This is a genomic window from Streptomyces rubradiris (genome assembly GCF_016860525.1).
GTDB classification, from domain to species: Bacteria; Actinomycetota; Actinomycetes; order Streptomycetales; family Streptomycetaceae; genus Streptomyces; species Streptomyces rubradiris.
On sequence record NZ_BNEA01000015.1, the window covers coordinates 3,663,785 to 3,686,690 of the forward strand.

The 22,906-nt window shown below is 71.9% G+C and carries 25 protein-coding genes; 7 read left to right on the forward strand and 18 right to left on the reverse strand.

All coding sequences use genetic code 11. The features are described 5' to 3' along the window. The first annotated feature begins 21 nt into the window (after positions 1-21). Positions 22-510 (forward strand): DUF3180 domain-containing protein, encoded by a 489-nt coding sequence (locus Srubr_RS29435; RefSeq protein ID WP_189997852.1) that lies wholly within the window; start codon positions 22-24, stop codon positions 508-510. A 25-nt stretch (positions 511-535) separates the two neighbouring features. Here the strand turns inward: Srubr_RS29435 and folE are convergent, their stop codons facing one another. The 6 genes from folE to dacB all read right to left on the reverse strand — a co-directional run bounded on the left by folE (position 536) and on the right by dacB (position 8,235). Beyond that, a complete protein-coding gene (folE, locus tag Srubr_RS29440; protein ID WP_189997853.1) occupies positions 536-1,141 on the reverse strand; it encodes a GTP cyclohydrolase I FolE in 606 nt (201 codons plus the stop codon). A gap of 135 nt (positions 1,142-1,276) precedes the next feature. Further along, complete coding sequence (gene ftsH, locus Srubr_RS29445) at positions 1,277-3,316, reverse strand: ATP-dependent zinc metalloprotease FtsH (protein ID WP_189997854.1); 2,040 nt, start codon at positions 3,314-3,316, stop codon at positions 1,277-1,279. Between the two features lie 196 nt (positions 3,317-3,512). After that, the gene (gene hpt, locus Srubr_RS29450; RefSeq protein WP_189997855.1) at positions 3,513-4,073 is read right to left on the reverse strand and encodes a hypoxanthine phosphoribosyltransferase; all 561 of its coding nucleotides are present in this window, start codon (positions 4,071-4,073) and stop codon (positions 3,513-3,515) included. A 125-nt stretch (positions 4,074-4,198) separates the two neighbouring features. Continuing rightward, positions 4,199-5,227: a tRNA lysidine(34) synthetase TilS gene (tilS, locus tag Srubr_RS29455; RefSeq protein ID WP_189997856.1), complete on the reverse strand. Its 1,029-nt coding sequence runs from the start codon at positions 5,225-5,227 to the stop codon at positions 4,199-4,201. Between the two features lie 192 nt (positions 5,228-5,419). Next, entirely contained in the window at positions 5,420-6,553 is a 1,134-nt protein-coding gene (locus Srubr_RS29460; RefSeq protein ID WP_189997857.1) for a zinc-dependent metalloprotease, read from the reverse strand. A gap of 92 nt (positions 6,554-6,645) precedes the next feature. Then, positions 6,646-8,235: a D-alanyl-D-alanine carboxypeptidase/D-alanyl-D-alanine endopeptidase gene (dacB, locus tag Srubr_RS29465; RefSeq protein WP_189997858.1), complete on the reverse strand. Its 1,590-nt coding sequence runs from the start codon at positions 8,233-8,235 to the stop codon at positions 6,646-6,648. Positions 8,236-8,314: 79 nt separating this feature from the next. On the opposite strand from dacB, the gene Srubr_RS29470 reads away from it, so the two are divergent. Both Srubr_RS29470 and Srubr_RS29475 read left to right on the forward strand, forming a co-directional pair. Next, a complete protein-coding gene (locus Srubr_RS29470) occupies positions 8,315-8,806 on the forward strand; it encodes an inorganic diphosphatase (RefSeq protein WP_029381130.1) in 492 nt (163 codons plus the stop codon). 130 nt (positions 8,807-8,936) lie between these two features. Then, positions 8,937-10,598, forward strand: coding sequence for a threonine/serine exporter family protein (locus Srubr_RS29475; protein WP_189997859.1), 1,662 nt, complete (start codon positions 8,937-8,939; stop codon positions 10,596-10,598). A 27-nt stretch (positions 10,599-10,625) separates the two neighbouring features. On the opposite strand, the gene Srubr_RS29480 is transcribed toward Srubr_RS29475, so the two are convergent. The 6 genes from Srubr_RS29480 to Srubr_RS29505 all read right to left on the reverse strand — a co-directional run bounded on the left by Srubr_RS29480 (position 10,626) and on the right by Srubr_RS29505 (position 16,449). Next, a complete protein-coding gene (locus Srubr_RS29480) occupies positions 10,626-11,642 on the reverse strand; it encodes a DedA family protein (protein WP_189997860.1) in 1,017 nt (338 codons plus the stop codon). 200 nt (positions 11,643-11,842) lie between these two features. Continuing rightward, the gene (locus Srubr_RS29485) at positions 11,843-12,643 is read right to left on the reverse strand and encodes a MerR family transcriptional regulator (RefSeq protein ID WP_229926875.1); all 801 of its coding nucleotides are present in this window, start codon (positions 12,641-12,643) and stop codon (positions 11,843-11,845) included. Positions 12,644-12,737: 94 nt separating this feature from the next. Then, positions 12,738-13,379, reverse strand: coding sequence for a PadR family transcriptional regulator (locus tag Srubr_RS29490; RefSeq protein ID WP_189997861.1), 642 nt, complete (start codon positions 13,377-13,379; stop codon positions 12,738-12,740). A 23-nt stretch (positions 13,380-13,402) separates the two neighbouring features. Next, positions 13,403-13,951 carry a DinB family protein gene (locus Srubr_RS29495; RefSeq protein WP_189997862.1) on the reverse strand — a complete coding sequence of 183 codons (549 nt, stop codon included), beginning with the start codon at positions 13,949-13,951 and terminating at the stop codon, positions 13,403-13,405. A gap of 117 nt (positions 13,952-14,068) precedes the next feature. Then, positions 14,069-15,529 carry an aldehyde dehydrogenase family protein gene (locus Srubr_RS29500; RefSeq protein WP_189997863.1) on the reverse strand — a complete coding sequence of 487 codons (1,461 nt, stop codon included), beginning with the start codon at positions 15,527-15,529 and terminating at the stop codon, positions 14,069-14,071. 95 nt (positions 15,530-15,624) lie between these two features. Then, positions 15,625-16,449 carry a helix-turn-helix domain-containing protein gene (locus Srubr_RS29505; RefSeq protein ID WP_189997927.1) on the reverse strand — a complete coding sequence of 275 codons (825 nt, stop codon included), beginning with the start codon at positions 16,447-16,449 and terminating at the stop codon, positions 15,625-15,627. 369 nt (positions 16,450-16,818) lie between these two features. Between Srubr_RS29505 and Srubr_RS29510 the strand changes: the two genes are divergently transcribed. Then, a complete protein-coding gene (locus Srubr_RS29510) occupies positions 16,819-17,292 on the forward strand; it encodes an ATP-binding protein (protein WP_229926876.1) in 474 nt (157 codons plus the stop codon). Positions 17,293-17,498: 206 nt separating this feature from the next. On the opposite strand, the gene Srubr_RS29515 is transcribed toward Srubr_RS29510, so the two are convergent. From Srubr_RS29515 to rpmG, 5 genes are all read right to left on the reverse strand, one after another. Then, the gene (locus tag Srubr_RS29515; protein WP_189997865.1) at positions 17,499-17,768 is read right to left on the reverse strand and encodes a DUF397 domain-containing protein; all 270 of its coding nucleotides are present in this window, start codon (positions 17,766-17,768) and stop codon (positions 17,499-17,501) included. A gap of 498 nt (positions 17,769-18,266) precedes the next feature. After that, positions 18,267-18,500, reverse strand: coding sequence for a 30S ribosomal protein S18 (gene rpsR, locus Srubr_RS29520; RefSeq protein ID WP_189997866.1), 234 nt, complete (start codon positions 18,498-18,500; stop codon positions 18,267-18,269). Then, a complete protein-coding gene (locus Srubr_RS29525; RefSeq protein ID WP_189997867.1) occupies positions 18,500-19,738 on the reverse strand; it encodes a CobW family GTP-binding protein in 1,239 nt (412 codons plus the stop codon). Before Srubr_RS29525 ends, rpsR begins: the two co-directional genes overlap by 1 nt. Beyond that, positions 19,735-19,989, reverse strand: coding sequence for a type B 50S ribosomal protein L31 (locus tag Srubr_RS29530; protein ID WP_189997868.1), 255 nt, complete (start codon positions 19,987-19,989; stop codon positions 19,735-19,737). The genes Srubr_RS29525 and Srubr_RS29530 overlap by 4 nt, the downstream gene beginning before the upstream one ends. Before the next feature lie 9 nt (positions 19,990-19,998). Next, entirely contained in the window at positions 19,999-20,163 is a 165-nt protein-coding gene (rpmG, locus tag Srubr_RS29535) for a 50S ribosomal protein L33 (RefSeq protein ID WP_030606219.1), read from the reverse strand. A 62-nt stretch (positions 20,164-20,225) separates the two neighbouring features. On the opposite strand from rpmG, the gene rpmB reads away from it, so the two are divergent. The 3 genes from rpmB to Srubr_RS29550 all read left to right on the forward strand — a co-directional run bounded on the left by rpmB (position 20,226) and on the right by Srubr_RS29550 (position 21,714). Then, positions 20,226-20,462: a 50S ribosomal protein L28 gene (gene rpmB / locus Srubr_RS29540; RefSeq protein ID WP_189997928.1), complete on the forward strand. Its 237-nt coding sequence runs from the start codon at positions 20,226-20,228 to the stop codon at positions 20,460-20,462. Continuing rightward, positions 20,462-20,767: a 30S ribosomal protein S14 gene (gene rpsN, locus Srubr_RS29545; RefSeq protein WP_189997869.1), complete on the forward strand. Its 306-nt coding sequence runs from the start codon at positions 20,462-20,464 to the stop codon at positions 20,765-20,767. Before rpmB ends, rpsN begins: the two co-directional genes overlap by 1 nt. Before the next feature lie 431 nt (positions 20,768-21,198). Next, positions 21,199-21,714 (forward strand): DUF4232 domain-containing protein, encoded by a 516-nt coding sequence (locus Srubr_RS29550; RefSeq protein ID WP_189997870.1) that lies wholly within the window; start codon positions 21,199-21,201, stop codon positions 21,712-21,714. Between the two features lie 37 nt (positions 21,715-21,751). On the opposite strand, the gene Srubr_RS29555 is transcribed toward Srubr_RS29550, so the two are convergent. Continuing rightward, complete coding sequence (locus Srubr_RS29555) at positions 21,752-22,861, reverse strand: DUF2786 domain-containing protein (RefSeq protein WP_189997871.1); 1,110 nt, start codon at positions 22,859-22,861, stop codon at positions 21,752-21,754. Between the last annotated feature and the right edge of the window lie 45 nt (positions 22,862-22,906).

The window sequence follows — 22,906 nt, forward strand, 5'->3', positions numbered from 1 at the left end:
GGGAACAACTGAAGGGACACCGTGAGAGAGCTGCGCATCAGGGTGCTGGCGGGCGTGTTCGTCGTGGCCGGCGTCCTGTCCTGGGCGGGCGCCCGCCTCTGGAACTCGATCGGGACCCTGCCGAGCGTCCCACTGGCCGCCCCCGTGGTCCTCGCGCTGATCGCGGTGGTGCTGCTCTCCACGGCGCTCTCCCTGCGCGCCCGGCTGAAGGCGCAGCGCGAGCGCCGGCCCGGCGCCAAGGGCGTCGATCCGCTGATGGCCGCCCGCGCCGTCGTCTTCGGCCAGGCCAGCGCCCTGGTCGCGGCCCTCGTCGCCGGCATGTACGGCGGCGCGGGCGTCTTCCTGCTGGAGCTGCTGGACTTCCCGGCCCGCCGCGACCAGGCGATCTACGCCGGATTCTCGGCCCTGGCCGGCTTCGCCGTGATAGCGGCCGCCCTGTTCCTGGAGCGGGTGTGCCGGCTCCCCGAGGACGACGACCAGAACCCTCCGGGGGCGCAGCCGGCGGCCTGACCGCCCGCCGCGCCCGGCGGCCGGGTCAGCGCGCCATGATCAGGCTCATGGCCTCGTTGCGCGTGGCCACATCGCGCAGCTGACCGCGCACGGCGGACGTTATGGTCTTCGCGCCCGGCTTGCGGATGCCGCGCATCGACATGCACATGTGCTCGCACTCGACGACGACGATGACGCCCCGCGGCTCCAGGATCTCCATCAGGGAGTCCGCGATCTGCGTGGTCAGGCGCTCCTGCACCTGCGGCCGGCGGGCGTAGACGTCGACGAGACGGGCCAGCTTGGACAGCCCGGTGATCTTGCCGCTCTCGGACGGGATGTAGCCGACGTGGGCGACGCCCCGGAACGGCACCAGGTGGTGCTCGCAGGTCGAGTAGACCTCGATGTCCTTCACGAGGACCATCTCGTCGTGACCGAGGTCGAACGTCGTGGTCAGGACCTCCTCCGGCCGCTGCCACAGACCGGCGAAGATCTCCCGGTAGGCGCGCGCGACCCGGGCCGGCGTCTCCCTGAGCCCCTCGCGGTCCGGGTCCTCCCCGACCGCGATCAGCAGCTCCCGCACGGCGTTCTCGGCGCGCTTCTCGTCGAATTCTCCGATGCGGCCCTCGCCGTCCAGCGTCACCGGGTCGGTCATCTGGTTCCTCGTTCCCGCGCCATGACGCGCGTCTGTCTCGCCTTGCCGAAACTGCGGACATGCGAAATGCCGCGCCCCCCAGGCTAGAACCTGGGGGGCGCGGCATTCATTCCGGGCCGTGTGTCCGCGGGGCGGTCAGCTGTCGGAACGGTCCTCGGGGGACTGGTCCGTCACCGGGGCGGACTCCGCCGCCGTCGACTTCGCGGTGCTGATCGACGCCGTCGCGCCGTTCGCGCCGTTGGTCAGTGCCAGCTCCTTCGGGGAGAGCACCGGCGGGCGGGTGGACGGGGTGCGGCGGGAGGAGCCGGTCCAGGCGGGCCGCGGCGGGCGCTTGACGATCGGGGCGAAGATCTCGGCGATCTCCTCCTTGCCCAGGGTCTCCTTCTCCAGCAGCTGGAGAACGAGGTTGTCGAGCACGTCGCGGTTCTCGACCAGGATCTCCCAGGCCTCGTTGTGCGCGGTCTCGATGAGCTTCTTGACCTCTTCATCGACCAGCGCGGCGACCTCTTCCGAGTAGTCCCGCTGGTGGGCCATCTCACGGCCGAGGAACGGCTCGCTGTTGTCGCCGCCGAACTTGATCGCGCCGAGACGCTCGGTCATGCCGTACTGCGTGACCATCGCGCGGGCCAGGTTGGTGGCCTTCTCGATGTCGTTGGCGGCACCGGTGGTCGGGTCGTGGAAGACCAGTTCCTCGGCCGCCCGGCCGCCCAGCATGTAGGCGAGCTGGTCGAGCATCTCGTTGCGGGTGGTCGAGTACTTGTCCTCGTCGGGCAGGACCATCGTGTAACCGAGGGCACGGCCGCGGGACAGGATCGTGATCTTGTGGACCGGGTCGGAGTTCGGCGAGGCCGCCGCGACCAGGGCGTGACCGCCCTCGTGGTACGCGGTGATCTTCTTCTCCTTGTCCGACATGATCCGGGTCCGCTTCTGCGGGCCCGCGACCACGCGGTCGATCGCCTCGTCCAGCGCCTTGTTGTCGATCAGCTTCTGGTCGCCGCGGGCGGTGAGCAGCGCGGCCTCGTTCAGCACGTTGGCGAGGTCGGCACCGGTCATGCCCGGGGTGCGGCGGGCCACGGCGGACAGGTCGACGTCGGGCGCGACCGGCTTGCCCTTCTGGTGGACCTTGAGGATCTCCAGACGGCCCTGGAGGTCCGGCGGGTCGACCGCGATCTGCCGGTCGAAGCGGCCCGGCCGCAGCAGCGCCGGGTCGAGGATGTCCGGCCGGTTGGTGGCCGCGATCAGGATGACGCCGCCCTTGACGTCGAAGCCGTCCATCTCGACCAGCAGCTGGTTCAGGGTCTGCTCGCGCTCGTCGTGACCGCCGCCGAGGCCGGCGCCGCGGTGGCGGCCGACCGCGTCGATCTCGTCCACGAAGACGATCGCCGGGGCGTTCGCCTTGGCCTGCTCGAACAGGTCACGCACCCGGGAGGCGCCGACACCGACGAACATCTCGACGAAGTCGGAACCGGAGATCGAGTAGAACGGGACGCCCGCCTCGCCCGCGACGGCACGCGCGAGCAGGGTCTTGCCGGTACCCGGGCGGCCGTAGAGCAGCACGCCCTTGGGGATCTTGGCGCCGACGGCCTGGAACTTGGCCGGCTCCTGGAGGAACTCCTTGATCTCCTGGAGCTCCTCGACGGCCTCGTCACAGCCGGCGACGTCGGAGAAGGTCGTCTTCGGGGTGTCCTTGGTGATGAGCTTCGCCTTGGACTTGCCGAAGTTCATGACCCGGGAGCCGCCGCCCTGCATCTGGTTCATCAGGAACAGGAAGACGACGACGATCAGGACGAAGGGGAGCAGGGAGAGCAGGACGCCGACGAACGGGTTCTGCTTGGACGGCGAGACCGTGTAGCCGTCCGTGATCTGCTTTTCCTGGTACTTGGTCTGCAGCGTGCCGGCGAGCTGCACACCCTGGTCGCCGATGTAGCTCGCCTGGATCTTCGAGCTGCCCTCGACCTTGTAGCCGTCCTTGAGCGTGACCTTGATGCTCTGCTCGTCACCGGTGGTGAGCTTGGCCGACTCGACCTTGTTCGCGTTGATCGCCGCCACGACCTGGCCGGTGTCCACCGTCTTGTAGCCGCCGGACGAGCCGACGACCTGCATCAACACGACCACGGCAAGGACGGCCAGCACGATCCACATGACCGGCCCACGGAAGTATCGCTTCACGTCCATCCATACGGAGCGGTGCCGCCCCGTCCCTCCTGCCATAGTGAGTTTGATAAGACAGTTCTTCTGACGGTACCCCAGCATTGTTGCCCGAAGCCGCACGGAGCCGATTCGACGGCTGGGAAAACCCGTCTCCGCTTGCTTCAACGGCGCGGAACCCGCTGGGGTTCCCGATCGTCCTACAGGGCTTGGGCCGAGTGGCTCAGCCGCCGTAGACGTGAGGCGCGAGCGTACCCACGAACGGCAGGTTGCGGTACTTCTCGGCGTAGTCGAGGCCGTAGCCGACGACGAACTCGTTCGGGATGTCGAAGCCGACCCACTCGACGTCGATGGCGACCTTGGCGGCCTCCGGCTTGCGCAGCAGCGTGCACACCTTCAGGGAGGCGGGCTCGCGCGAGCCGAGGTTGTTGATCAGCCAGGACAGGGTCAGGCCGGAGTCGATGATGTCCTCGACGATCAGGACGTGCCGCCCCTTGATGTCGGTGTCGAGGTCCTTGAGGATGCGGACCACACCGGAGGACTGGGTGCCCGCGCCGTAGGAGGACACGGCCATCCAGTCCATGGTGACGGGGGTGGACAGCGCTCGGGCGAGGTCCGCCATGACCATCACCGCGCCCTTGAGGACGCCGACGATGAGCAGGTCCTTGCCCTCGTACTCCGCGTCGATCTTCGCGGCCAGCTCGGCCAGCTTCGCGTCGATCTCTTCCTTGGTGATGAGCACCCGCTGGAGGTCGGCACCCATGTCTTTCGCGTCCACCCGCATCACTTTCGGTCGTCCCGCACTTACGGCCGCGTGCGCGGCCACCGGCTGGGGCCGCGTGTACGGCCCCCGGGGCCGCCCGGCCCGCCGGAGGGCACCGGGTGTGGGCACTCCGCGGGGGCCGGTCGTCAGCCTTGCCGAATCACCAGTCTGCCACCCTGCCGCTGGGCGACGACTTTGCCGGGGAGGTTGATGGCTCCCTGGCCGCGCCAGCCGGTGATCAGGCGGTCGACTTCCTCGATGTGGCGGGCGAACAGCGCACCGGCCGGGGCTCCCGCCTCGATGGCCGCGCGGCGCAGGATCCGGCGGCGTACGGCGGGCGGCAGGGCGTACAGCTTGGCGCACTCCAGCAGGCCGGCCGCGTCCCGTACGGATGCCTCGGCCTGCCTGGCCCAGGTGTCCAGGGCGTCGGCGTCGTCGCGGGAGAGCTGGGCGGTGCGGGCCAGCGCCTCCACCACGCCCTTGCCGAGGGCCTTCTCCAGGGCGGGCAGCCCCTCGTGCCTGAGCCGGGAGCGGGTGTAGGCCGGGTCGGCGTTGTGCGGGTCGTCCCACACCGGCAGGGACTGCACCATGCAGGCCTTGCGGGCGGTCTGCCGGTCCAGGTGCAGGAAGGGCCGCCGGTAACGGCCGCCGGCCCCCGAGACCGCGGCCATGCCGGACAGGGAGCGGATGCCGGAGCCGCGGGCGAGCCCCAGCAGGACGGTTTCGGCCTGGTCGTCGCGGGTGTGGCCGAGCAGGATCGCGGTCGCGCCGTGGCGTTCGGCGGCGGCGTCCAGGGCGGCGTAGCGGGCGTCCCGGGCGGCGGCCTCGGGGCCGCCCTCGCGGCCGACGGTCACCGCGACGGACTCCACCGGGTCGAGGCGCAGCTCGCGCAGCCGCACGACGACCTCCTCGGCGCGGAGGTCGGAGCCGGGCTGGAGGCCGTGGTCGACGGTGACCCCGCCGGCGCGGACGCCGAGCTTGGGGGCCTCGAAGGCGAGGGCGGAGGCGAGGGCCATGGAGTCGGCGCCGCCGGAGCACGCGACGAGGACGAGCGGGGAGGGGAGCCGCTCGGCCGTCGGGCCCGCGGGGGCGCGGGAGGTCTGGTCGTTCAGAATGTCGTGGAGGACGCGGCGGACCGCCAGGCGTATCGCCGCGACCGCAGGATGGGGACCCATGTCCGGTTCCCTTCATGAAGTTTTCCGGGGGGCGAGCCCGGTTCGGTCACTCAGAGTGTGTAGATGGTGACAGAACCGGGGTGTTCCCCGAGCATCGCACGCCTACGCATGGCATACGGTCCCTCGGACGGGTGATTGGAGGGGCGTTCGCCTGCCGTCGGCCGGACTCCCTTCACGACTCCGCCGCGCCGTTCACCCCTCGGCCCTGCCGTGCACCCGCGCGACCCAGTCCGCCGGTTTGGCGATCTCCGCCTTGGTCGGAAGGGTGTTGGGCGAGGTCCACACGCGGTTGAAGCCGTCGGTACCCACCTGTTCCACGACGGCTCGCACGAACCGTTCGCCGTCGCGGTACTGCCTCAGTTTGGCATCCAGGCCCAGCAGCTTGCGCAGGGCGGCGTCCAGGCGGGAGGCGCCCTTGGCACGGCGCTGCTGGAACTTCTCGCGGATCTCGGCGACGCTCGGCACGACGCTGGGGCCGACGCCGTCCATGACGTAGTCGGCGTGACCCTCCAGCAGCGACATCACGGCGGTGAGCCGCCCGAGGATCTCCCGCTGGGCCGGGGTCTGCACCAGCTCCACGAAGGAGCGCCCGCCGTCCTCCTCCTCGCCCTCGGGACGTCCGCCGGCCAGGGACTGGGCGGCGTCCCGGATGCGCTCCAGGAAGGTCATCGGGTCGACGTCGGTCTCCGCGAGGAACGACTGGATCTCGCCCTCCAGGTGGTCGCGCAGCCAGGGCACGGCGGTGAACTGGGTGCGGTGGGTCTCCTCGTGCAGGCACACCCACAGGCGGAAGTCGTGCGGCTCGACGTCGAGTTCGCGCTCCACGTGGACGATGTTGGGCGCCACCAGCAGCAGCCGGCCGCCGCCGTTCGAGCCGGCCGGCAGGTCGCGGCCGGCGGGGGCGAAGGTCTCGTACTGGCCGAGGACCCGGGAGGACAGGAACGACAGGAGCATGCCCAGCTCCACGCCGGTGACCTTGCCGCCGACGGCGCCCAGGACGGCGCCGCCCGGGCCGCCGCCGCGCCGTTCCTGCATCTTCTCCAGCAGCGGTTTGAGGATCTCCCGGAAGCCCGCGACGTTGGCGCGGACCCAGCCGGGGCGGTCGACCACGAGGACGGGGGTGTCGTGGGTCTCCTCCGTTCCCATCCGGGTGAAGCCACGGACGTGTTCCTCCGAGGCCTTGGCGTGCCGGCGCAGCTCCGCGACGACGGCCCTGGCCTCGTCGCGGCTGACGTCGGGGCCGGGGCGTGCGAGCCGTGTCGCGGTCGCCACCGCGAGGTTCCAGTCGACCATCCCGGGAGATGCGGTGCCACCGAAGCCAGTCATGTTGTCAACCGTACGTGCTCGCCGCCGCTTGGGGCAGGCCGTGGCGGGTCGGCAGGGGCCGGGGGAGTCGCCATGGGACCCGGTGGCGGTGCTCACCTCGCCAGTGCCGTCGCCGCCTCGTCCAGGGTCGACTGGGCCCGCGTGGGGTCCGTGGTGCCGGAGGCCAGGAAGGCGAAGGCGAGGAGGTGGCCGGTGTCGTCCACGACCGTGCCGGCGAGGGCGTTCACGCCGGTCAGGGTGCCGGTCTTGGCGCGTACGACGCCGGACGCGCCGTCGGCGAAACGATTGCTCAGGGTGCCGGTGAAGCCGGCCACCGGCAGGCCGGTGAGGACCGGGCGCAGGCCGGGGCGGTCCGGGTCGGCCGCCCGGACCAGGAGACCGGTCAGCAGGTCGGCGGTGAGCCGGTCGGCGCGGTCCAGGCCGCTGCCGTCGCGGAAGACGGCGCCCGCCACCGGCAGGCCCAGCCCCCGCAGTTGCGTGGCGATGGCCTCGCCGCCGCCGGCGAAACTCGCCGGACGCCCGCCGGCCAGGGCCGTGTGCCGGGCCAGGGCCTCGGCGATGTCGTTGTCGCTGTTGGTCAGCATCCGCTCGACCAGGGCGGACAGCGGGGGCGAGGAGACCTGGGCGAGGGTCTGCGCGCGCGTGCCGGCCTTGGACGGGCCGGGGGGCGTGGTCGTGATGCCGGCCTGCTTCAGGAAGCCCGCGAACCGGGCCGCCGCGTCCGCCGCCGGGTCGCCCACGCGGATCGCCGGGCCGCTGGTGGAGTCGTCGGTGCGGCCCTCGTCGGCGGCCAGGGCGCTGACCGGGGCGAGGTTGTCGTTGACGCCGATGGGGTGCAGGGCGGGGCCGGTGAACAGGGTGGTGTCGTAGGACAGGGTGATCTCGCGGATGCCGCGCTCGCGCAGGGCCTTCGCGGTGTCCGCGGCCAGCGTCCGCAGGCTCGCCCAGCCGCCGCCGCGGGCGCGCGCGGTGAGGGTGGGGTCGCCGCCGCCGACCAGGACGAGTTCCCGGGTGTCGGGTTCCAGGGCGGCGCGGGTGGTGAGGCGGTGGTCCGGGCCGAGGGCGGACAGGGCGGCGACGGCGGTGGCGAGCTTGGTGGTGGAGGCGGGGACGAGGGCCTTGCCGGCGTCGGTGTCGTAGAGGCGTTCGCCGGTCGTGGCGTCCACGACGGCCGCCGCGTGGCTGTCGCCGAGCGCGGGGGCGTCCAGGAAGGGCTCCAGGGCGTCGGAGACGGCCTGCGCGTCCGGCGCGGTCCGTTTGGTGCCCACGGCGCCCGTGACGCCGCCCAGGCCCGCGAGGACGGGTCCGGCGCTCGGCGCGGGCCGGGGCGGCGCACCGGGGCGGCCGTGATCTGCGCCACCCGCACGCTCCAGGGCGGCGGCGCGGTCCCGCTCGGCCGTACGCTGACCCGAGGCGTCCCAGGGTCCGGCCGCGGTCACCACACCGGCGGCCAGTGCCAGGCCGGCGGTGGCGGCGCCCGCGGTGTACTGCCAGGTCCGGACGGTACGCGGACGGGGGAGACGGGGGAGGTGCACAGGGCCGGTCCGCACGGCCCGCGACAGCCGCGCGAGCGGCGGCCGCACGGCCGTCACGGCGCGCGTGAGACTCGGTCGGACGGCGTTCGCGAGCCGCGCCACCCGCGGTCCCGCGGCTCGCCAAGGCCCCAGCTCTGGCACGACCACCAGCCCCTTTCGCGATCACACACCTGCGTGAGGGACACTTAACCACCAGAACTATGTGCTGATCATGGAGGAGCCACCGGTGGAGTTCGACGTCACGATCGAGATCCCGAAGGGTTCGCGGAACAAGTACGAGGTGGACCACGAGACCGGCCGGATCCGCCTGGACCGTCGCCTCTTCACCTCGACCGCCTACCCGACCGACTACGGCTTTGTCGAGAACACCCTCGGCGAGGACGGCGACCCGCTGGACGCGCTGGTCATCCTGGACGAGCCGACCTTCCCGGGCTGCCTGATCCGCTGCCGTGCGATCGGCATGTTCCGGATGACGGACGAGGCGGGCGGCGACGACAAGCTGCTGTGCGTCCCGGCCACCGACCCGCGTGTGGAGCACCTGCGTGACATCCACCACGTGTCGGAGTTCGACCGCCTGGAGATCCAGCACTTCTTCGAGGTGTACAAGGACCTGGAGCCCGGCAAGTCGGTCGAGGGCGCCAACTGGGTGGGCCGGACGGACGCCGAGGCGGAGATCGAGCGGTCCTACAAGCGCTTCAAGGAGCAGGGCGGTCACTGACCCCCGCTCCGTTGACGGGCCGCACGCGCAGGCGTGCGGCCCGTTCGCATGTGTGCACGCATGCGCCCCATCGGGGTACGTGTGCGCATACTGAGGGCTACGCGAGGTGTGGTGCAGGGAGCGGTGCGAAGTGACGGAGGCGGAGGACCGCAAGCCCCGGTCGGACGAGGCTCGGTACGACCCGGAGATCACCTCCGAGTTCGCCATCCCCGAGGGTCTCGACGTCCCGAAGACCGGCGGTGAGAGCGAGACGACCTCCGAGTTCGCGGTGCCGGAGGGGCTACAGACACCGCAGCCGCCCGGTGCCGAGCCGGAGGGTTCGGCGTTCACGCCGCCGCGCACCTACAGCGCCAAGGAAGCGCCGGCCGCGTTCACGCCCGCGACCGGGGTGCCGCTGGTCAGCCTGATCAAGGACGCGCCCTGGCAGGACCGGATGCGCACGATGCTGCGCATGCCGGTGACCGAGCGGCCGGCCCCGGAGCCGGTGCAGCGCGAGGAGGAGGGCGGCCCCGCCGTCCCGCGCGTGCTGGACCTGACCCTGCGCATCGGCGAGCTGCTGCTGGCCGGCGGCGAGGGCGCGGAGGACGTGGAGGCCGCGATGTTCGCGGTGTGCCGGTCCTACGGCCTGGACCGGTGCGAGCCGAACGTCACCTTCACGCTGCTGTCGATCTCGCACCAGCCGTCGCTGGTGGAGGACCCGGTGACGGCGTCCAGGACGGTACGGCGGCGGGGCACCGACTACACCCGGCTGGCGGCCGTCTTCCACCTCGTGGACGACCTCAGCGACCCGGAGACCGAGGTCTCCCTGGAGGAGGCCTACCGGCGCCTGGCGGAGATCCGCCGCAACCGGCACCCCTACCCCGGCTGGGCGCTGACCCTGGCCGGCGGGCTGCTGGCCGGTGCGGCCTCTCTGCTGGTGGCGGGCAGGGGCGACCCGGTCGTGTTCCTCGCGGCGGCCGTCGGCGCCATGCTCGGCGACCGGCTGGCGTGGCTGTGCGCGGGGCGCGGGCTGCCGGAGTTCTACCAGTTCACGGTGGCCGCGATGCCGCCCGCGGCGATCGGGGTGGCGCTGACCCTGGCCCACGTGGACGTGCAGGGCTCGGCGGTGATCACCGGTGGGCTGTTCGCGCTGCTGCCGGGGCGGGCGCTGGTCGCGGGGGTGCAGGACGGGCTGACCGGCTTCTACATCACCGCCTCCGCGCGGCTGCTGGAGGTCATGTACTTCTTCGTCGGCATCGTCGCCGGGGTGCTGACCGTCCTGTACTTCGGCGTGAAGATCGGCGGCAAGCTGGACCCGGAGGCCGCGCTGAGGGTCTCGGAGGAGCCACTGCTCCAGATCGCGGCCTCGATGCTGCTGTCCCTGACGTTCGCCGTCCTGCTCCAGCAGGAACGTTCCACCGTGCTCTGGGTGACCCTGAACGGAGGCGTCGCCTGGTCGGTGTACGGCGCGATGCACTACGCCGGCGACATCTCACCGGTGGCCTCCACGGCGGTCGCGGCGGGCCTGGTGGGCCTGTTCGGGCAGTTGCTGGCCCGTTACCGGTTCGCCTCCGCGCTGCCGTACACCACAGCCGCGATCGGGCCGCTGCTGCCCGGTTCCGCGACCTACTTCGGGCTGCTGTCCATAGCGCAGAACGACATCGACAAGGGGCTGGTGTCGCTGGCCAAGGCCGTGTCGCTGGCCATGGCCATCGCCATCGGGGTCAACCTGGGGTCGGAGATCTCCCGGATGTTCCTGCGCATCGGCTCCGCCGGCAAGCGCCGGGCGGCGAAGCGGACCAGGGGATTCTGAGCGCCGTACGGCCCGGGGCCCCGGGGGCTACTGGCGGCGCTGGTCGTACGGGTAACCGTTCTCGTCGTACCGCTGCTGGTCGTAGCTGCGGTGCTGGTCGTAGCCCTGCTGCTGGTCCCAGTTCTGCTGCTGCGGGTACTGCTGCGGCTGGTACGGCTGCTGGTACTGCTGCTGCCCGTCGTAGTACTGGTCGTAGCCCTGCTGCCGGTTCCAGTCCTGCTGCTGGGGCTGCTGCGGCTGCTGGTAACCGGGCTGCTCGTACCGCTGCTCCTCGTAGTGCGGCTGCTCCGGCTGGACGCGCCGCAGCTGGGTCGTGGCGTCGTCCATCACCGGGGGCTGCTGCCGGTACGACGGCTGGGGCTGCTGGTAGGCGGGCTGCTGGGCCGGCACCGGCTGGGGCTGCGGCCGGGACTGGGCTGCCTTCTTCTGCTTGCCGCGGGCGCGCAGGAACTCGATCGCGATCGGGATCACCGAGATGAGGACGATCAGGATGAGGATCGCCTCGATGTTGGTCTTGACGAACTCGATGTTGCCGAGCCAGGAGCCGAGCAGGGTGACGCCGGCCCCCCACAGGACGCCACCGATGACATTGAAGATCAGGAACGAGCGGTACCGCATGCCGCTGACGCCCGCGATGATCGGCGTGAACGTGCGCACGATCGGCACGAAACGGGCCAGGACCAGGGACTTCGGGCCGTACTTCTCGAAGAACTCGTGCGCCTTGGTGACGTTCTCCTGCTTGAACAGGCGGGAGTCCGGGCGGTTGAACAGGGACGGGCCGACCTTCTTGCCGAACATGTAGCCCGCCTGGTCGCCCAGGATCGCGGCAAGGCAGATCAGGGCGATCGCCCCCCACAGCGGGAAGTCCAGCTCGCCGGAGGTGATCAGCAGGCCGCAGGTGAACAGCAGCGAGTCACCCGGCAGGAAGAAGCCGATGAGCAGGCCGGACTCGGCGAAGACGATGAGCAGCAGGCCCCAGATGCTGTAGGTGTTCAGCAGGTAGTCGGGATCGAGCCAGCTCGGGCCTAGGGCGAGTGTCATCACGGGTCCGGGCTCCTGAGGGGGTGAGGGCGGCTACGGCGTCCAAGTGCGGCCGCACAAAGCTATCAACGCGACGTGACCGCCCCAGGTTCCACCGGTGGCACCAGGATGCCCTGTGCGAGACCCCTGAGAAAGCTGTGACGCAGGGGACTTCTGGGGTCGGGCCCGGGAGCGAACTCCGCGCGCTCCCGGGCCGGCACCACTCAGGACGCGGTGTGCCGGGCCGTGTTCGCCACGATCGCGTCCCGCAGATAACGGGCCAGACCGGGACGGACGGCCTCGTACGTGGCGGTGAACCGCTCGTCGGTGACGTACATCTCGCCGAGGCACGCGTGCAGCTCGTGCCCGCAGTCGTAGTACGCGCCCGTGATGAACCGGCGGTGCTCCTCGGCGACCTCCATGGCCGCTTCCGAGTCCGCGGGCACGCCCTCGGCGAGCAGGCCGGCCATCCGGCCGTGGATCGCGTCCAGCTCGGCGGTGAGCCGCTTCCAGTCCTCCTTGGTGTAGGCGGCGGTCCGGTGCTGCGACTGCCGGTAGGCCTCGGTGTGCCCCCAGCGCCGCTCCACCTCGTCCGCGTGCTCGTCGGGGTCGAAGTCGCCGAAGACCTCGAACTTCTCCTCCGGGGTCAGGTTGACGCCCATCCTGCGTGCCTCCATGGCGTGCTCCACGGCCGCGGCCATCTGCTGGAGCTTCTCGATCCGGGCGGTCAGCAGGTCGTGCTGGCGGCGCAGGTGCGCGCGCGGGTCCGCGTCCGGGTCGTCGAGCAGGGCCGCGACCTCGTCGAGCGGGAAGCCGAGCTCCCGGTAGAACAGGATCTGCTGGAGCCGGTCGAGATCGGCGTCGGTGTAGCGCCGGTGCCCGGCGTGGGTGCGCGCGCCGGGCACGAGCAATCCGATCTCGTCGTAGTGGTGCAGGGTGCGCACCGTGATCCCGGCGAAACCGGCGACCTGCCCCACGGAGTAGACCCCGCCCGGTGACCGGTCCTGTCCCACAGGGTGGCTCACTTCTTCCGCTCCTTCGGTCGGTACGCCGTCCACCCTGGGGCCTCACGTCGCGTGAGGTGCAAGCCGGTCGCTCCGGCCCCGGGGCCGGAGCCGCTCAGCGGTCGTCCTCCGGGTGCCGCTCCCCCGTCGCGTACGGGTTCTCCTGCCCCTCGGCGAGGACCCCGACGAACGGCTCGCCCTCCCCCGCGAAGGTGTACGCGCCCGCCTCCAGGCGGTCGATCAGGCCCTGGGTCCAGGCCGCGTCGGAGTCGGCCGTGTGGATCCACATGCGCATGATCTCGCCGATGTGACCGAGCTGCTGCGGGCCGCCCTCGGGGAGGTACTCCCCGGTGACCGAGTCCCGCCACCGCCCGATCCGGCGGATCCGCTCCCGCAGCAGCTCCAGGGCCTCGGCGCGGGGCAGCTCGACCAGGAAGCCGATGGCCGCCGACCGGACGTCGGGCTTCTGGTCGTAGGAGACCAGGGACTCGCGCAGCAGCCGGAAGAACTCCTCCTCGCCGCGGCCGGTGATCTCGTACTCGGTGCGCGGCGGTCCGCCGGCCGTGGACGGCGCGGTCTCGTGCGCGTGCAGCAGTCCCTGCCGGGCCATCTGCTTCAGGGCGTGGTAGACCGAGCCGGGCTTGGCGTTGGACCACTCGTGCGCGCCCCAGTACTCCAGGTCGTTGCGCACCTGGTAGCCGTGGGCCCGGCCGTGCTGGCGGACCGCGCCCAGCACGAGGAGACGGATCGCTGACATGGGGTCCAGGTTAGGACCCGCGCTCAGGCCGGAGAGCCGCCCTGTTCCCGGGCCACCAGCTCGAACGCGGTCCTGCCGTCCAGCGACTCGCGGATGATGTCGGCGTGGCCGGCGTGCCGGGCCGTCTCGCGGATCAGGTGCAGGCACAGCCAGCGCAGCGAGACGCGGCCCTCGGGCGGGAACCACGGGTCGGGCGGCAGCGGGAAGGTGTCGTCCAGGCTGGGCGCGGAGCGGATCAGCTCCTCCGTCCCGGCGGCCACCCGCTCCCAGTACGCCAGCTGCGCGGCGACCGTCTCGCCGTCCGTCAGCCGGAACGTCTCGTGCCAGTCGGAGGCGTCGCGCTGCACGGCGGGCGGCTCCTGCCGCGCCCGGGCCACCCAGCCCTGCTCCACCTCGACGACGTGCTTGAGCAGGCCGCCCAGGGACAGCTCGCTCGCGCTCGGGCGGCTGCGGGCCTGCTCCTCGGTCAGCCCGAGCAGCGCCCTGCGGATCCCGCCGCGCTGTTCCTCGATGAACGCGAGCAGCGCTCCCCGCTCGTCGCCCTTGTCCTCCGCCGGCACGTGCGTGACCATGGCCCGCCGCCTCTCGTCTGGCCGTCCGCCGGGGCGGTCACCCCGACGGGAGAGACGCTAGGGGCCATTGCGGTCGGATCCTGACCGCAATGGCCCCGGGCGGGACAGGTGCCGCGGCTAGAACGGGAATCCGCTGCGGCCGTGCTGGATCGAGATCCACTTGACGGTGGTGAACGCCTCCATCGTGGTCTCGCCGTTGAGGCGGCCGACCCCGGAGTGCTTCTCCCCGCCGAAGGGCACGATCGGTTCGTCGTGGACGGTGCCGTCGTTCACGTGGAACATGCCGGTGTCGATCCGCTTGGCGAAGGCCACACCGCGCTCGATGTCCCCGGTGTGGACGGCGCCGCTCAGGCCGTACGGGGTGCCGTTGACGATCCGCACCGCGTCCTCCTCGCCGTCGAACGGGATGAGGAAGACGACCGGGCCGAAGACCTCCTGCTGGAGCAGCGGGGACTCGGCCGGGACACCGGTCAGCACGCTCGGCTCGACCAGGTTGTTCGTCGTGCCGCCGTGCACCAGGGCGGTGGCGCCCTCGGCGATCGCCTGCTCGACGGTCCCGGAGATCGCGGCGGCCTGCGCGGAGTTGATCATCGGGCCGATCACGGTCTGCGGGTCGCGCGGGTCGCCGGTCTTCAGGCTCCTGACCTTGGCGACGAACTTCTCGGTGAACTCCTCCTGGACGGAGCGGTCCACCAGGACCCGGTTGGCGGCCATGCAGACCTGGCCCTGGTGCACGAAGCGGCTGAAGACCGCCGCGTCCACCGCGTAGTCGATGTCGGCGTCGTCCAGCACCACCAGGGCGCTGTTGCCGCCGAGTTCGAGGACCGAGCGCTTGAAGTGCCTGGCGCAGACGGTGGCGACGTGCCGGCCGACCTTGTCGGAGCCGGTGAAGGAGATCACCTTCGGGACGGGGTGTTCGAGGAACGCGTCACCGATCTCGGCGATGTCGGTCACCAGGACGTTCAGCAGCCCCCCGGGCAGCCCGGCGTCCTCGAAGATCTTCGCGATCAGGGTGCCGCCGGCGATCGGGGTGTTCTGGTGCGGCTTGAGCACCACGCCGTTGCCGAGCGCGAGGGCCGGGGCGACCGACTTCAGCGACAGCAGGAAGGGGAAGTTGAAGGGGCTGATCACACCGACGACGCCGACCGGCACCCGGTAGACGCGGTTCTCCTTGCCGTCGACCGGGGAGGGCAGGATCCTGCCCTCGGGGCGCAGCGCGAGGTGGATCGACTCGCGCAGGAACTCCTTGGCGAGGTGGAGTTCGAAGGCGGCCTTCACGCGCGTGCCGCCCAGTTCCGCGATGATCAGGTCGGCTATCTCCTGCTCGCGGTCCTCCACCAGCCGCAGCGCGCGCTCGAACACGGCCCGCCGGGTGTAGGGGTTGGTCTCCGCCCACTCCTTCTGGGCACGGGCGGCGGCCCGGTAGGCCAGGTCCACCTCCTCGACGGTGGCCACGGTGATCGAGGCCAGCTTCTCGTCGTTGTAGGGGTTGAAGTCGATGACGTCCCAGGAGCCCGTGCCCGGGCGCCACTCGCCGTCGATGTACTGCTGGGCCAGGTCGCTGAAGTAGGACGACATGTGATCCCTCAATCGCTAGCGGACACCAGATCTACGCCGTGTCTGACAGGACGTCATCGTACTGGTGGGTACAGCGAGTTGAGAGCCCTCCTGGGTCAGGAGAGTTGCAGGAGGCCGCGGAGCAGGTCCCGGCTCTCGTCCGGGCCGGGGCTGTCCTGCTGGAGCTCCTTCAGGGCCTGCTCGTACTGGGCGACGTCCTCGCGCTTGTCCAGGTACAGGGCGCTGGTCAGCTGCTCCAGGTAGACCACGTCGGACAGGTCGGACTCGGGAAAGCTGAGGATGGTGAAGGCGCCGCTCTCGCCGGAGTGCCCGCCGAAGCTGAACGGCATGACCTGGAGCCGCACGTTGGGCCGCCCGGAGATGTCGATCAGGTGCTGGAGCTGGCCGCGCATCACGTCCCGGTCGCCGTAGGGGCGGCGCAGGGCGGCCTCGTCCAAAACGATGTGCAGTTCCGGGGCGTTGTCGGAGAGCAGGTGCCGCTGCCGCTCCAGGCGCAGGGCGACCCGGCGCTCGATGTCGGCGGCGCTCGCGCCCTTCATGCCGCGCCGGACCACCTCGCGGGCGTAACTCTCGGTCTGGAGCAGGCCGTGCACGAACTGCACCTCGTAGACCCGGATCAGCGAGGCGGCGCCCTCCAGGCCCACATAGGTGGGGAACCAGCTGGGCAGGACGTCGGTGTAACTGTGCCACCAGCCCGCCACGTTGGCCTCCCGGGCGAGGGACAGCAGCGACTCGCGCTCCGCTTCGTCGGTGATGCCGTAGAGCGTCAGCAGGTCCTCGACGTCTCTGGTCTTGAAGCTCACCCGGCCCAGCTCCATCCGGCTGATCTTCGACTCTGAGGCGCGGATCGAGTATCCCGCCGCCTCGCGCGTGATCCCCCGCGCTTCCCGCAGTCGCCTGAGTTGCGAGCCGAGCAGCATCCGCCGCACCACCGATCCGGGCTCTCCCGCGCTCACTTTCGCCAGCCTCCCCAACCGTCTCTCAGGGGCCGAAGTCTGCCACTAAAACACTCCGAGCAGTACTCGCACGGTTACGGAAACGGAAAGAGCTCGGCCGTTTCCACCGTGCCCGGACCGGGCCAGAGGTCCGGACCTCTGGCGGCTTCCCGGGCGAAGTCGGCGGAAAAAATGGCCAAGAAGCGGTACGGGCTGTGCCATTTCGGCCGCGTGCACGTGCATCTGCCCTTGCATCTGCTCTGCGCATCCGAAACCATGGGTGCCGCGCCACCGCTGCATCGCAACGACCGCGAATTCCCGGGAGTGCCTCGCATGGGGACGAATGGATCGACCATGCTCAAGCCGTTACGGCAGGGCCTTCCGCCGCTGGATCCCGCGGCCGTGTCCGATGCCGCCTCCTGCGCCCTCCCCGCCCGTTACGAGGCGGTGCGCGAGGCCCGGCGCTTCACCCGCGACACCCTGGGCCGGTGGGACGTCGGCGACCGCTTCGACGACGTGTGCCTCGTCGTCTCCGAACTCGTCACCAACGCCCTGCGCCACGCCGTGCCGACGGACCCCTGTCCCGCCGACGGCCTCCCGTCCGTGCGGCTGCACCTGATGCGCTGGAGCGAGCGGCTGGTGTGCGCGGTGCGCGACCCGAGCCACGAGACGCCGGCGCCGAGGGACTCGGACGACTTCTCGGCCGAATCGGGCCGCGGCCTCTTCCTCGTCGACTCCTTCGCCGACAGCTGGGGCTGGCACCCGCTCGCGGGCACCCTCCACGGCAAGGTGGTCTGGGCGCTGTTCCGGATGCAGCCGGCGGGCTGAGTCCCGTTACCGCGCGGGCGCACGCCCGGTTTCTACGCGCGTACACCCATGGCTCACCGATGCGTGCGCGTGCTGGTGTGACGTGGCCGCGCGTGACGGTCGCCGCGTGGGCAGGCGTGCCGGTCGCCCTGTGGGCAAGCATGCCGGCCGTCAGGTGGGCGCGCGTGCCATTGTCATATGCACGTGCACGACGGCGAAGGCGGTCGTCAGCTCGCGATCAGATGGTCGAACTCGCCGTCCTTGACCCCGAGGAGCATGGCCTCGATCTCCGCGCGCGTGTAGACGAGCGCCGGCCCGTCCGGGAAGCGCGAGTTGCGCACGGCGACATCACCGCCCGGCAGCCGCGCGAACTCCACGCAGGAACCCTGCGAGTTGCTGTGCCTGCTCTTCTGCCAGGCCACTCCGTCCAGCTGCGTGGCAGCCATGCCGTTGTACACGTCGTACCCCCCGTACACGCTGTCAACGTCGCGGTCCACAGGTCGCTCCCCGGTGGTGCACTGGCTGGTGTGGCCATAGGTGCTGTGGTCAACTGACCCGGATCATAACTCTGTTCACGTGCAGATGCATGAGCAGATGCACGTGCACGAGCAGTGCTCCCGTGATTACACCTTTGACGTGTGCTTTACCAGAGCTGCTCCGCCGACTGCCCCGGAGCAGGCAGGACATGCCTCGCCCCGCACCGGATGAGACGCGTACCGCACCGCTCATGTTCCCCTGCCCGGCAACCGGTCGGCCCGGCGGACTGGCCGGAACGGCGTCCGTCCACCGGAGGGACGGCCTCCGCATGGTGGCGTAGACCCGCCGCCGCGCCGCTACGACAGCGGGACGCGGGCGCCGGGACACGTGACGGAGATCATCCGGTACCGGTCGGCGTAGCACCCCGGGGCGGTCCGCGACCGGCACCGGCGGCACGGCAAGAGACAGGCGCCGCCCTACGGGGGAGCGTAGGGCGGCGCCTGCCTGTGCGGGGGGCTTCAGCGGCCGGCGTACGGCAGCAGCGCCATCTCGCGGGCGTTCTTCACGGCCCGCGCGAGCAGCCGCTGCTGGCGGACGGTGACCGGGGTGACGCGGCGGCTGCGGATCTTGCCGCGGTCGGAGATGAACTTCCGCAGCAGGTCGGTGTCCTTGTAGTCGATGTAGGTGATCCCGGCCTCGTCCAAGGGGTTGGGGCGGTTGCGGACGGAGGGGCGTTCGCTCTTGCGGGGCATCAGACCTCCAGCAGGGTGTCGAAGGCGGGCGGGAGCCGGCGCCAGGACTCCCGCCCGGCGGCGTACTCGGCGTCGGTGAGCAGGCAGGACTCCAGCAACCCGGTCAGTCCCTCGCGGTCGAGGCCGGGCGAGGTGAACACCAGGTGGTTGCAGCGGTCGCCGTGCTCGGGGTGCCAGTCGAGCGCGGCGGCGGCGCGGCGCACCGGCGGCACCAGTTCCCAGGCCGCGTCCGGCAGCGCGGCGAGCCAGGGGCCCGCGCTCTCCACGCACAGCGCCCCGCCCGCCGCGTCCCAGTGCAGCAGCGAGTCCGGCTTGTCGGCGAGCCAGAACCGGCCCCGGCTGCGGGCGGCGGCGCAGGTCAGGTCCTCCAGCGCCGCGTACAGCCGCTCCGGGTGGAAGGGCCGGCGGCGGTGCCAGACCAGGGTGGAGACGCCGTGGTCGTCGGCCTCCTGGGGCAGCAGTGCGCAGGCCGGGTGTTGGGCAGCGGCGGCGGCCTCCACGTCGAAGCCGGCGAGGGCGGCCCGGGCGAGCGGACCCGGGTCCCCGGCTCCCGGGTCCCCGGCTCCTGGATTCCCGGCGTCCGCGCCGCCCGGGACCGGCCGGGCCGTCGAACGCGGCCGCGCCGGCGGCCCTCCGTCCCCGGCGGGCGCGTCGATCGGCACCCGGCGGGCCGTCGGGTGCAGCTGCGCCAGCAGCTCCATGTCCTCGTCGTCGGCCTCCGGGGAGTCGGCCAGGGCGAGCACGGGGGCGTATTCCAGCTGGCGGGCGAAGGTGTCGGCGACCGTGCGCCGGTCGGTGGCCGCCGCGGCGAGCCCGGCCTCGGCGAGGTCGTCGCCGTTGCCCAGGTACGGCAGCACCAGCGCCGGGTCCACGGCCGTGATCACGGACGTGACGGTCAGCCCGCCGGAGGCGATCACCTCGGCCATCGCCTTCGGCTCGACCGAGTCCCACAGTTCGACGATCGCCAGCCGGGTGGTCGCCGCGTCGGCCAGCCGCCGCAGTTCGGGCACCAGGTCCTCGCGCAGCGCGCAGCAGGCGCAGTCGTTGACCAGAGGCGTCTCGCCGCGCGACACGATGCCGTCGCGGTCCCGGACGGTCCGCGCGACCCGGCCGGCGGGGGCCGTGGAGAGGTCGTGGTGCAGGACGACGCTCCCGGGCACGTCGGCGAGCAGCCGGTCGACGGCCGCCGTGCGGGCCGCGGCGTGCAGCCCGCCGACGACGGCCACGGCCAGGCTCACGCCCTGCCCCGCTTCCCGAACCGGCGCTCGAAGCGCTCGACGCGTCCGGCGGTGTCCAGCACGCGCGCGGTGCCGGTGTAGAAGGGGTGGCTGACGTTCGAGATCTCGACGTCCACGACCGGGTAGGTGTTGCCGTCCTCCCACTCCACCGTCTTGTCGCTCGTCATCGTCGACCGGGTGAGGAAGGCGTGGCCGGCGGCGCGGTCGCGGAAGACGACCGGTCCGTAGGCGGGGTGGATTCCCTTGCGCATGGCGGGGGTTCAGCGCTCCTCTCGGAAGTCGACGTGCCGGCCGGCGACGGGGTCGTACTTGCGCAGCGTCAGACGGTCCGGGTCGTTGCGGCGGTTCTTGCGGGTCACGTAGGTGTAGCCGGTCCCGGCGGTGGACCGGAGTTTGATGACCGGGCGCAGCTCGTTGCGTGGCATGCTGCTACCTTACTGAAAATGAATTCCATTTGCTGACTCGATACGAGGAGAGCTACGTCACCATGTCCGCGCACTGCATGCTCACCGGGGCCCGGCCGGGCTTCGGCAACCGCGTCTCCCACTCCCACCGGCGCACCTCCCGCCGCTTCGACCCCAACATCCAGACCAAGCGCTACTGGCTGCCCGGCGAGGGCCGGTACGTCCGGCTGCGGCTGAGCGCGAAGGGGGTCAAGACGGTGGACGCCATCGGTGTGGAGGCGGCCGTCGCCCGCATCCGCGCCCGGGGGGTACGGGTCTGATGGCGAAGAAGAGCAAGATCGCGAAGAACGAGCGGCGCAGGGAGATCGTCGCCCGGTACGCCGAGCGCCGCGCCGAGCTGAAGGAGATCATCCGCCGGCCCTCCACGCCCGAGGCCGAACGGCTCGCCGCCCAGCGGGAACTGCGCGCACAGCCGAGGGACGCCAGCGCCACGCGCGTCCGCAACCGCGACCGGATCGACGGCCGCCCGCGCGGCCACCTGCGCGCCTTCGGCCTGTCCCGGGTGAACCTGCGAACGCTGGCACACCAGGGCTTCCTGCCCGGGGTTCGCAAGTCGTCGTGGTGAGCGGCGGTTGACCGGGCCCGGCCACGGGCGCTTCGGAGGGCGAGCCGCGACCGGTGGAGGTCGGTCGGCAGCCGTCGGGGGGCGGCGGCCGGGGCCCGCTGCGGGCCGTTGAAGGCGGTCCGCTACCGGCAGCGGGCCGTTCGGCGGGCGGGCCGCGACCGGCGGCAGCTCAGTCGACAGTTGCCGGCAGTGCGGGCCGCGACCGGCGGGGGCGCGGCTGGTCGCGCCGTCAGGTGCGTTCCTGCGGCTCGCGCGGGTGCGCGGGCGCGGGCTCACGGAGGTGGCCGTGGGCGGTGGGGTGCCCGGAAGGTGCCCCGGCCGCGCGGGCTTCGCGGGGCCGGGGCCCGGGTTCCGGAGGGGCGGGCGTACGGGGTTCGGGGGCAGGCGCCATGATGCAAGGGCACCGTCACCACCAGGACAGGGACCCGCCCATGCGCGCCATTCCGCTCACCGTCACCGCTCTCGCCGCCGCCCTGCTGCTGACCGCCTGCGACGACGGTGGCGGAAAGAAGGGGAACGGCGCCGACTCGGCCTGCGAGTTCGGCGGGGTCTCCGTGCAGATCGGCTCGGCGAGCGTGGCTCCGGCCGCCGGGGACACCGGCGAGATCCCGGTCAGCCTCACCAACCAGAGCGCGCCCTGCACCCTGGACCACTTCCCGGGCGTCGTGCTGAGCGGCGGCGGCAGCGACGCCACCGTGCCCACGCTCAAGGGCGCGAAGGCGCAGAAGCTGAAGCTGGCCAAGGGCGACTCCGCGTCCTTCTCCCTCACTTACGTACGCGGCAAGGACGGCGCCGAGAACTCCCTCGCGGCGAAGACCGTGAAGATCACCCTGCCCGGTACGGACACCGGCCGCAGCTTCCCGTGGAAGTACGGCCCGGTCGCCGGGAAGGCCGACGGGAGCGGGCCGGACGCCTCGGTGAGCGCCTTCCAGCAGGTCGGCGACTGAGGCCGGGGACAGGTAAGACGCGCTTCGGCAGCGAGGCTCACTCCAGTCGCGGCCGGGCCCTGACCTGGGCCTGGTCCGCCGCGCGTGCGCCCTCGGTCCAGCCGGCCGCGTCGCTGACGCCCCTGAGCCGGGTCGTCGTGGTCTGCGGGAACATGGTTTCCAGCCGGCCGGTGACGGCTATCGCGCGCGTGGCCAGCACCGGCAGCAGGTCCTGGGGCACCTGGGTCTCCGCGGCGGCCGCGAGCCGGTCGCCCACGCGGTGCGCGTAGGCCGCGAGGAACGACTGCCGGAAGGTCTTGGTCCGCTTGCGCCCGCCGGCCCGCTGGGCCGCCTCGGCCCTGGTCATGGCGTGCGTGGCCTGCACCAGCAGCGAGGTGTAGAGCAGCTCGACGGCCTCCAGGTCCGCCTCGAAGCCGACGACCGTGGAGAAGCCGAGCGGTTCGTTCCACACCGCGCGGCAGTGGTTGGCCGTGGCCACCGCGTCCAGCAGGACGGCCTTGGCCTGTTCGTACGGCGGCTCGACGCCGATCCGGCAGGCGCCGGGCGCGTCCGGCGCGGGTGCCTCGGCGGCGAGCAGCGCCTCGTCGACGCTGTGCCGGGCCATCAGCTCCTGCGCCTTGGCGCTGAGCGCCTCCGCCTCCTCGGGATACCCGGTGGCCTCGGCCTTGGCGAGCAGCGCGCGGATGCGGGTGAGCATCCGGGACGCGGCCGGGCCGGGGGCGCGCCGGGGCTCGTCGTCCAGCGGCTCCAGGGCGGGCAGGCGCAGCAGCAGGCGGTACAGCTCCAGGACGGTGGTGGCGTGCGAGAAGCGGTCCGTGGCACGGTCGGGGCCGGCGGGCAGCGCGGCCAGCTGATCGGCCCAGCGGCGCCCGCGCGGACGGTCCCGCCCGGCCTGCGCCCGGATGAGCGAGGCGGTCAGGTGGACGTGCGGGTCCTCCAGCTCGCGCCGCACCAGTCGTACGACATCGGCGGGCTGCCAGCCGCGTCTCCAGGCCGCCGCCACGAACTCCTCACCGCGCCGCGCGAGTTCGGCGTCGGCCTCCGGATCGGCGGCGAGCAGGGAGGCGCCCGTGTCGAGCCCGGTGTCGGTGTCGTCGTAGAGAGCGGCCCGGAAGGCCCGCTCGACGGTGCTGGCAGTACTGGTCACAGACCCGATCGTGCCACGCGCCACCGACAGGCGGGGGCGGCTGTC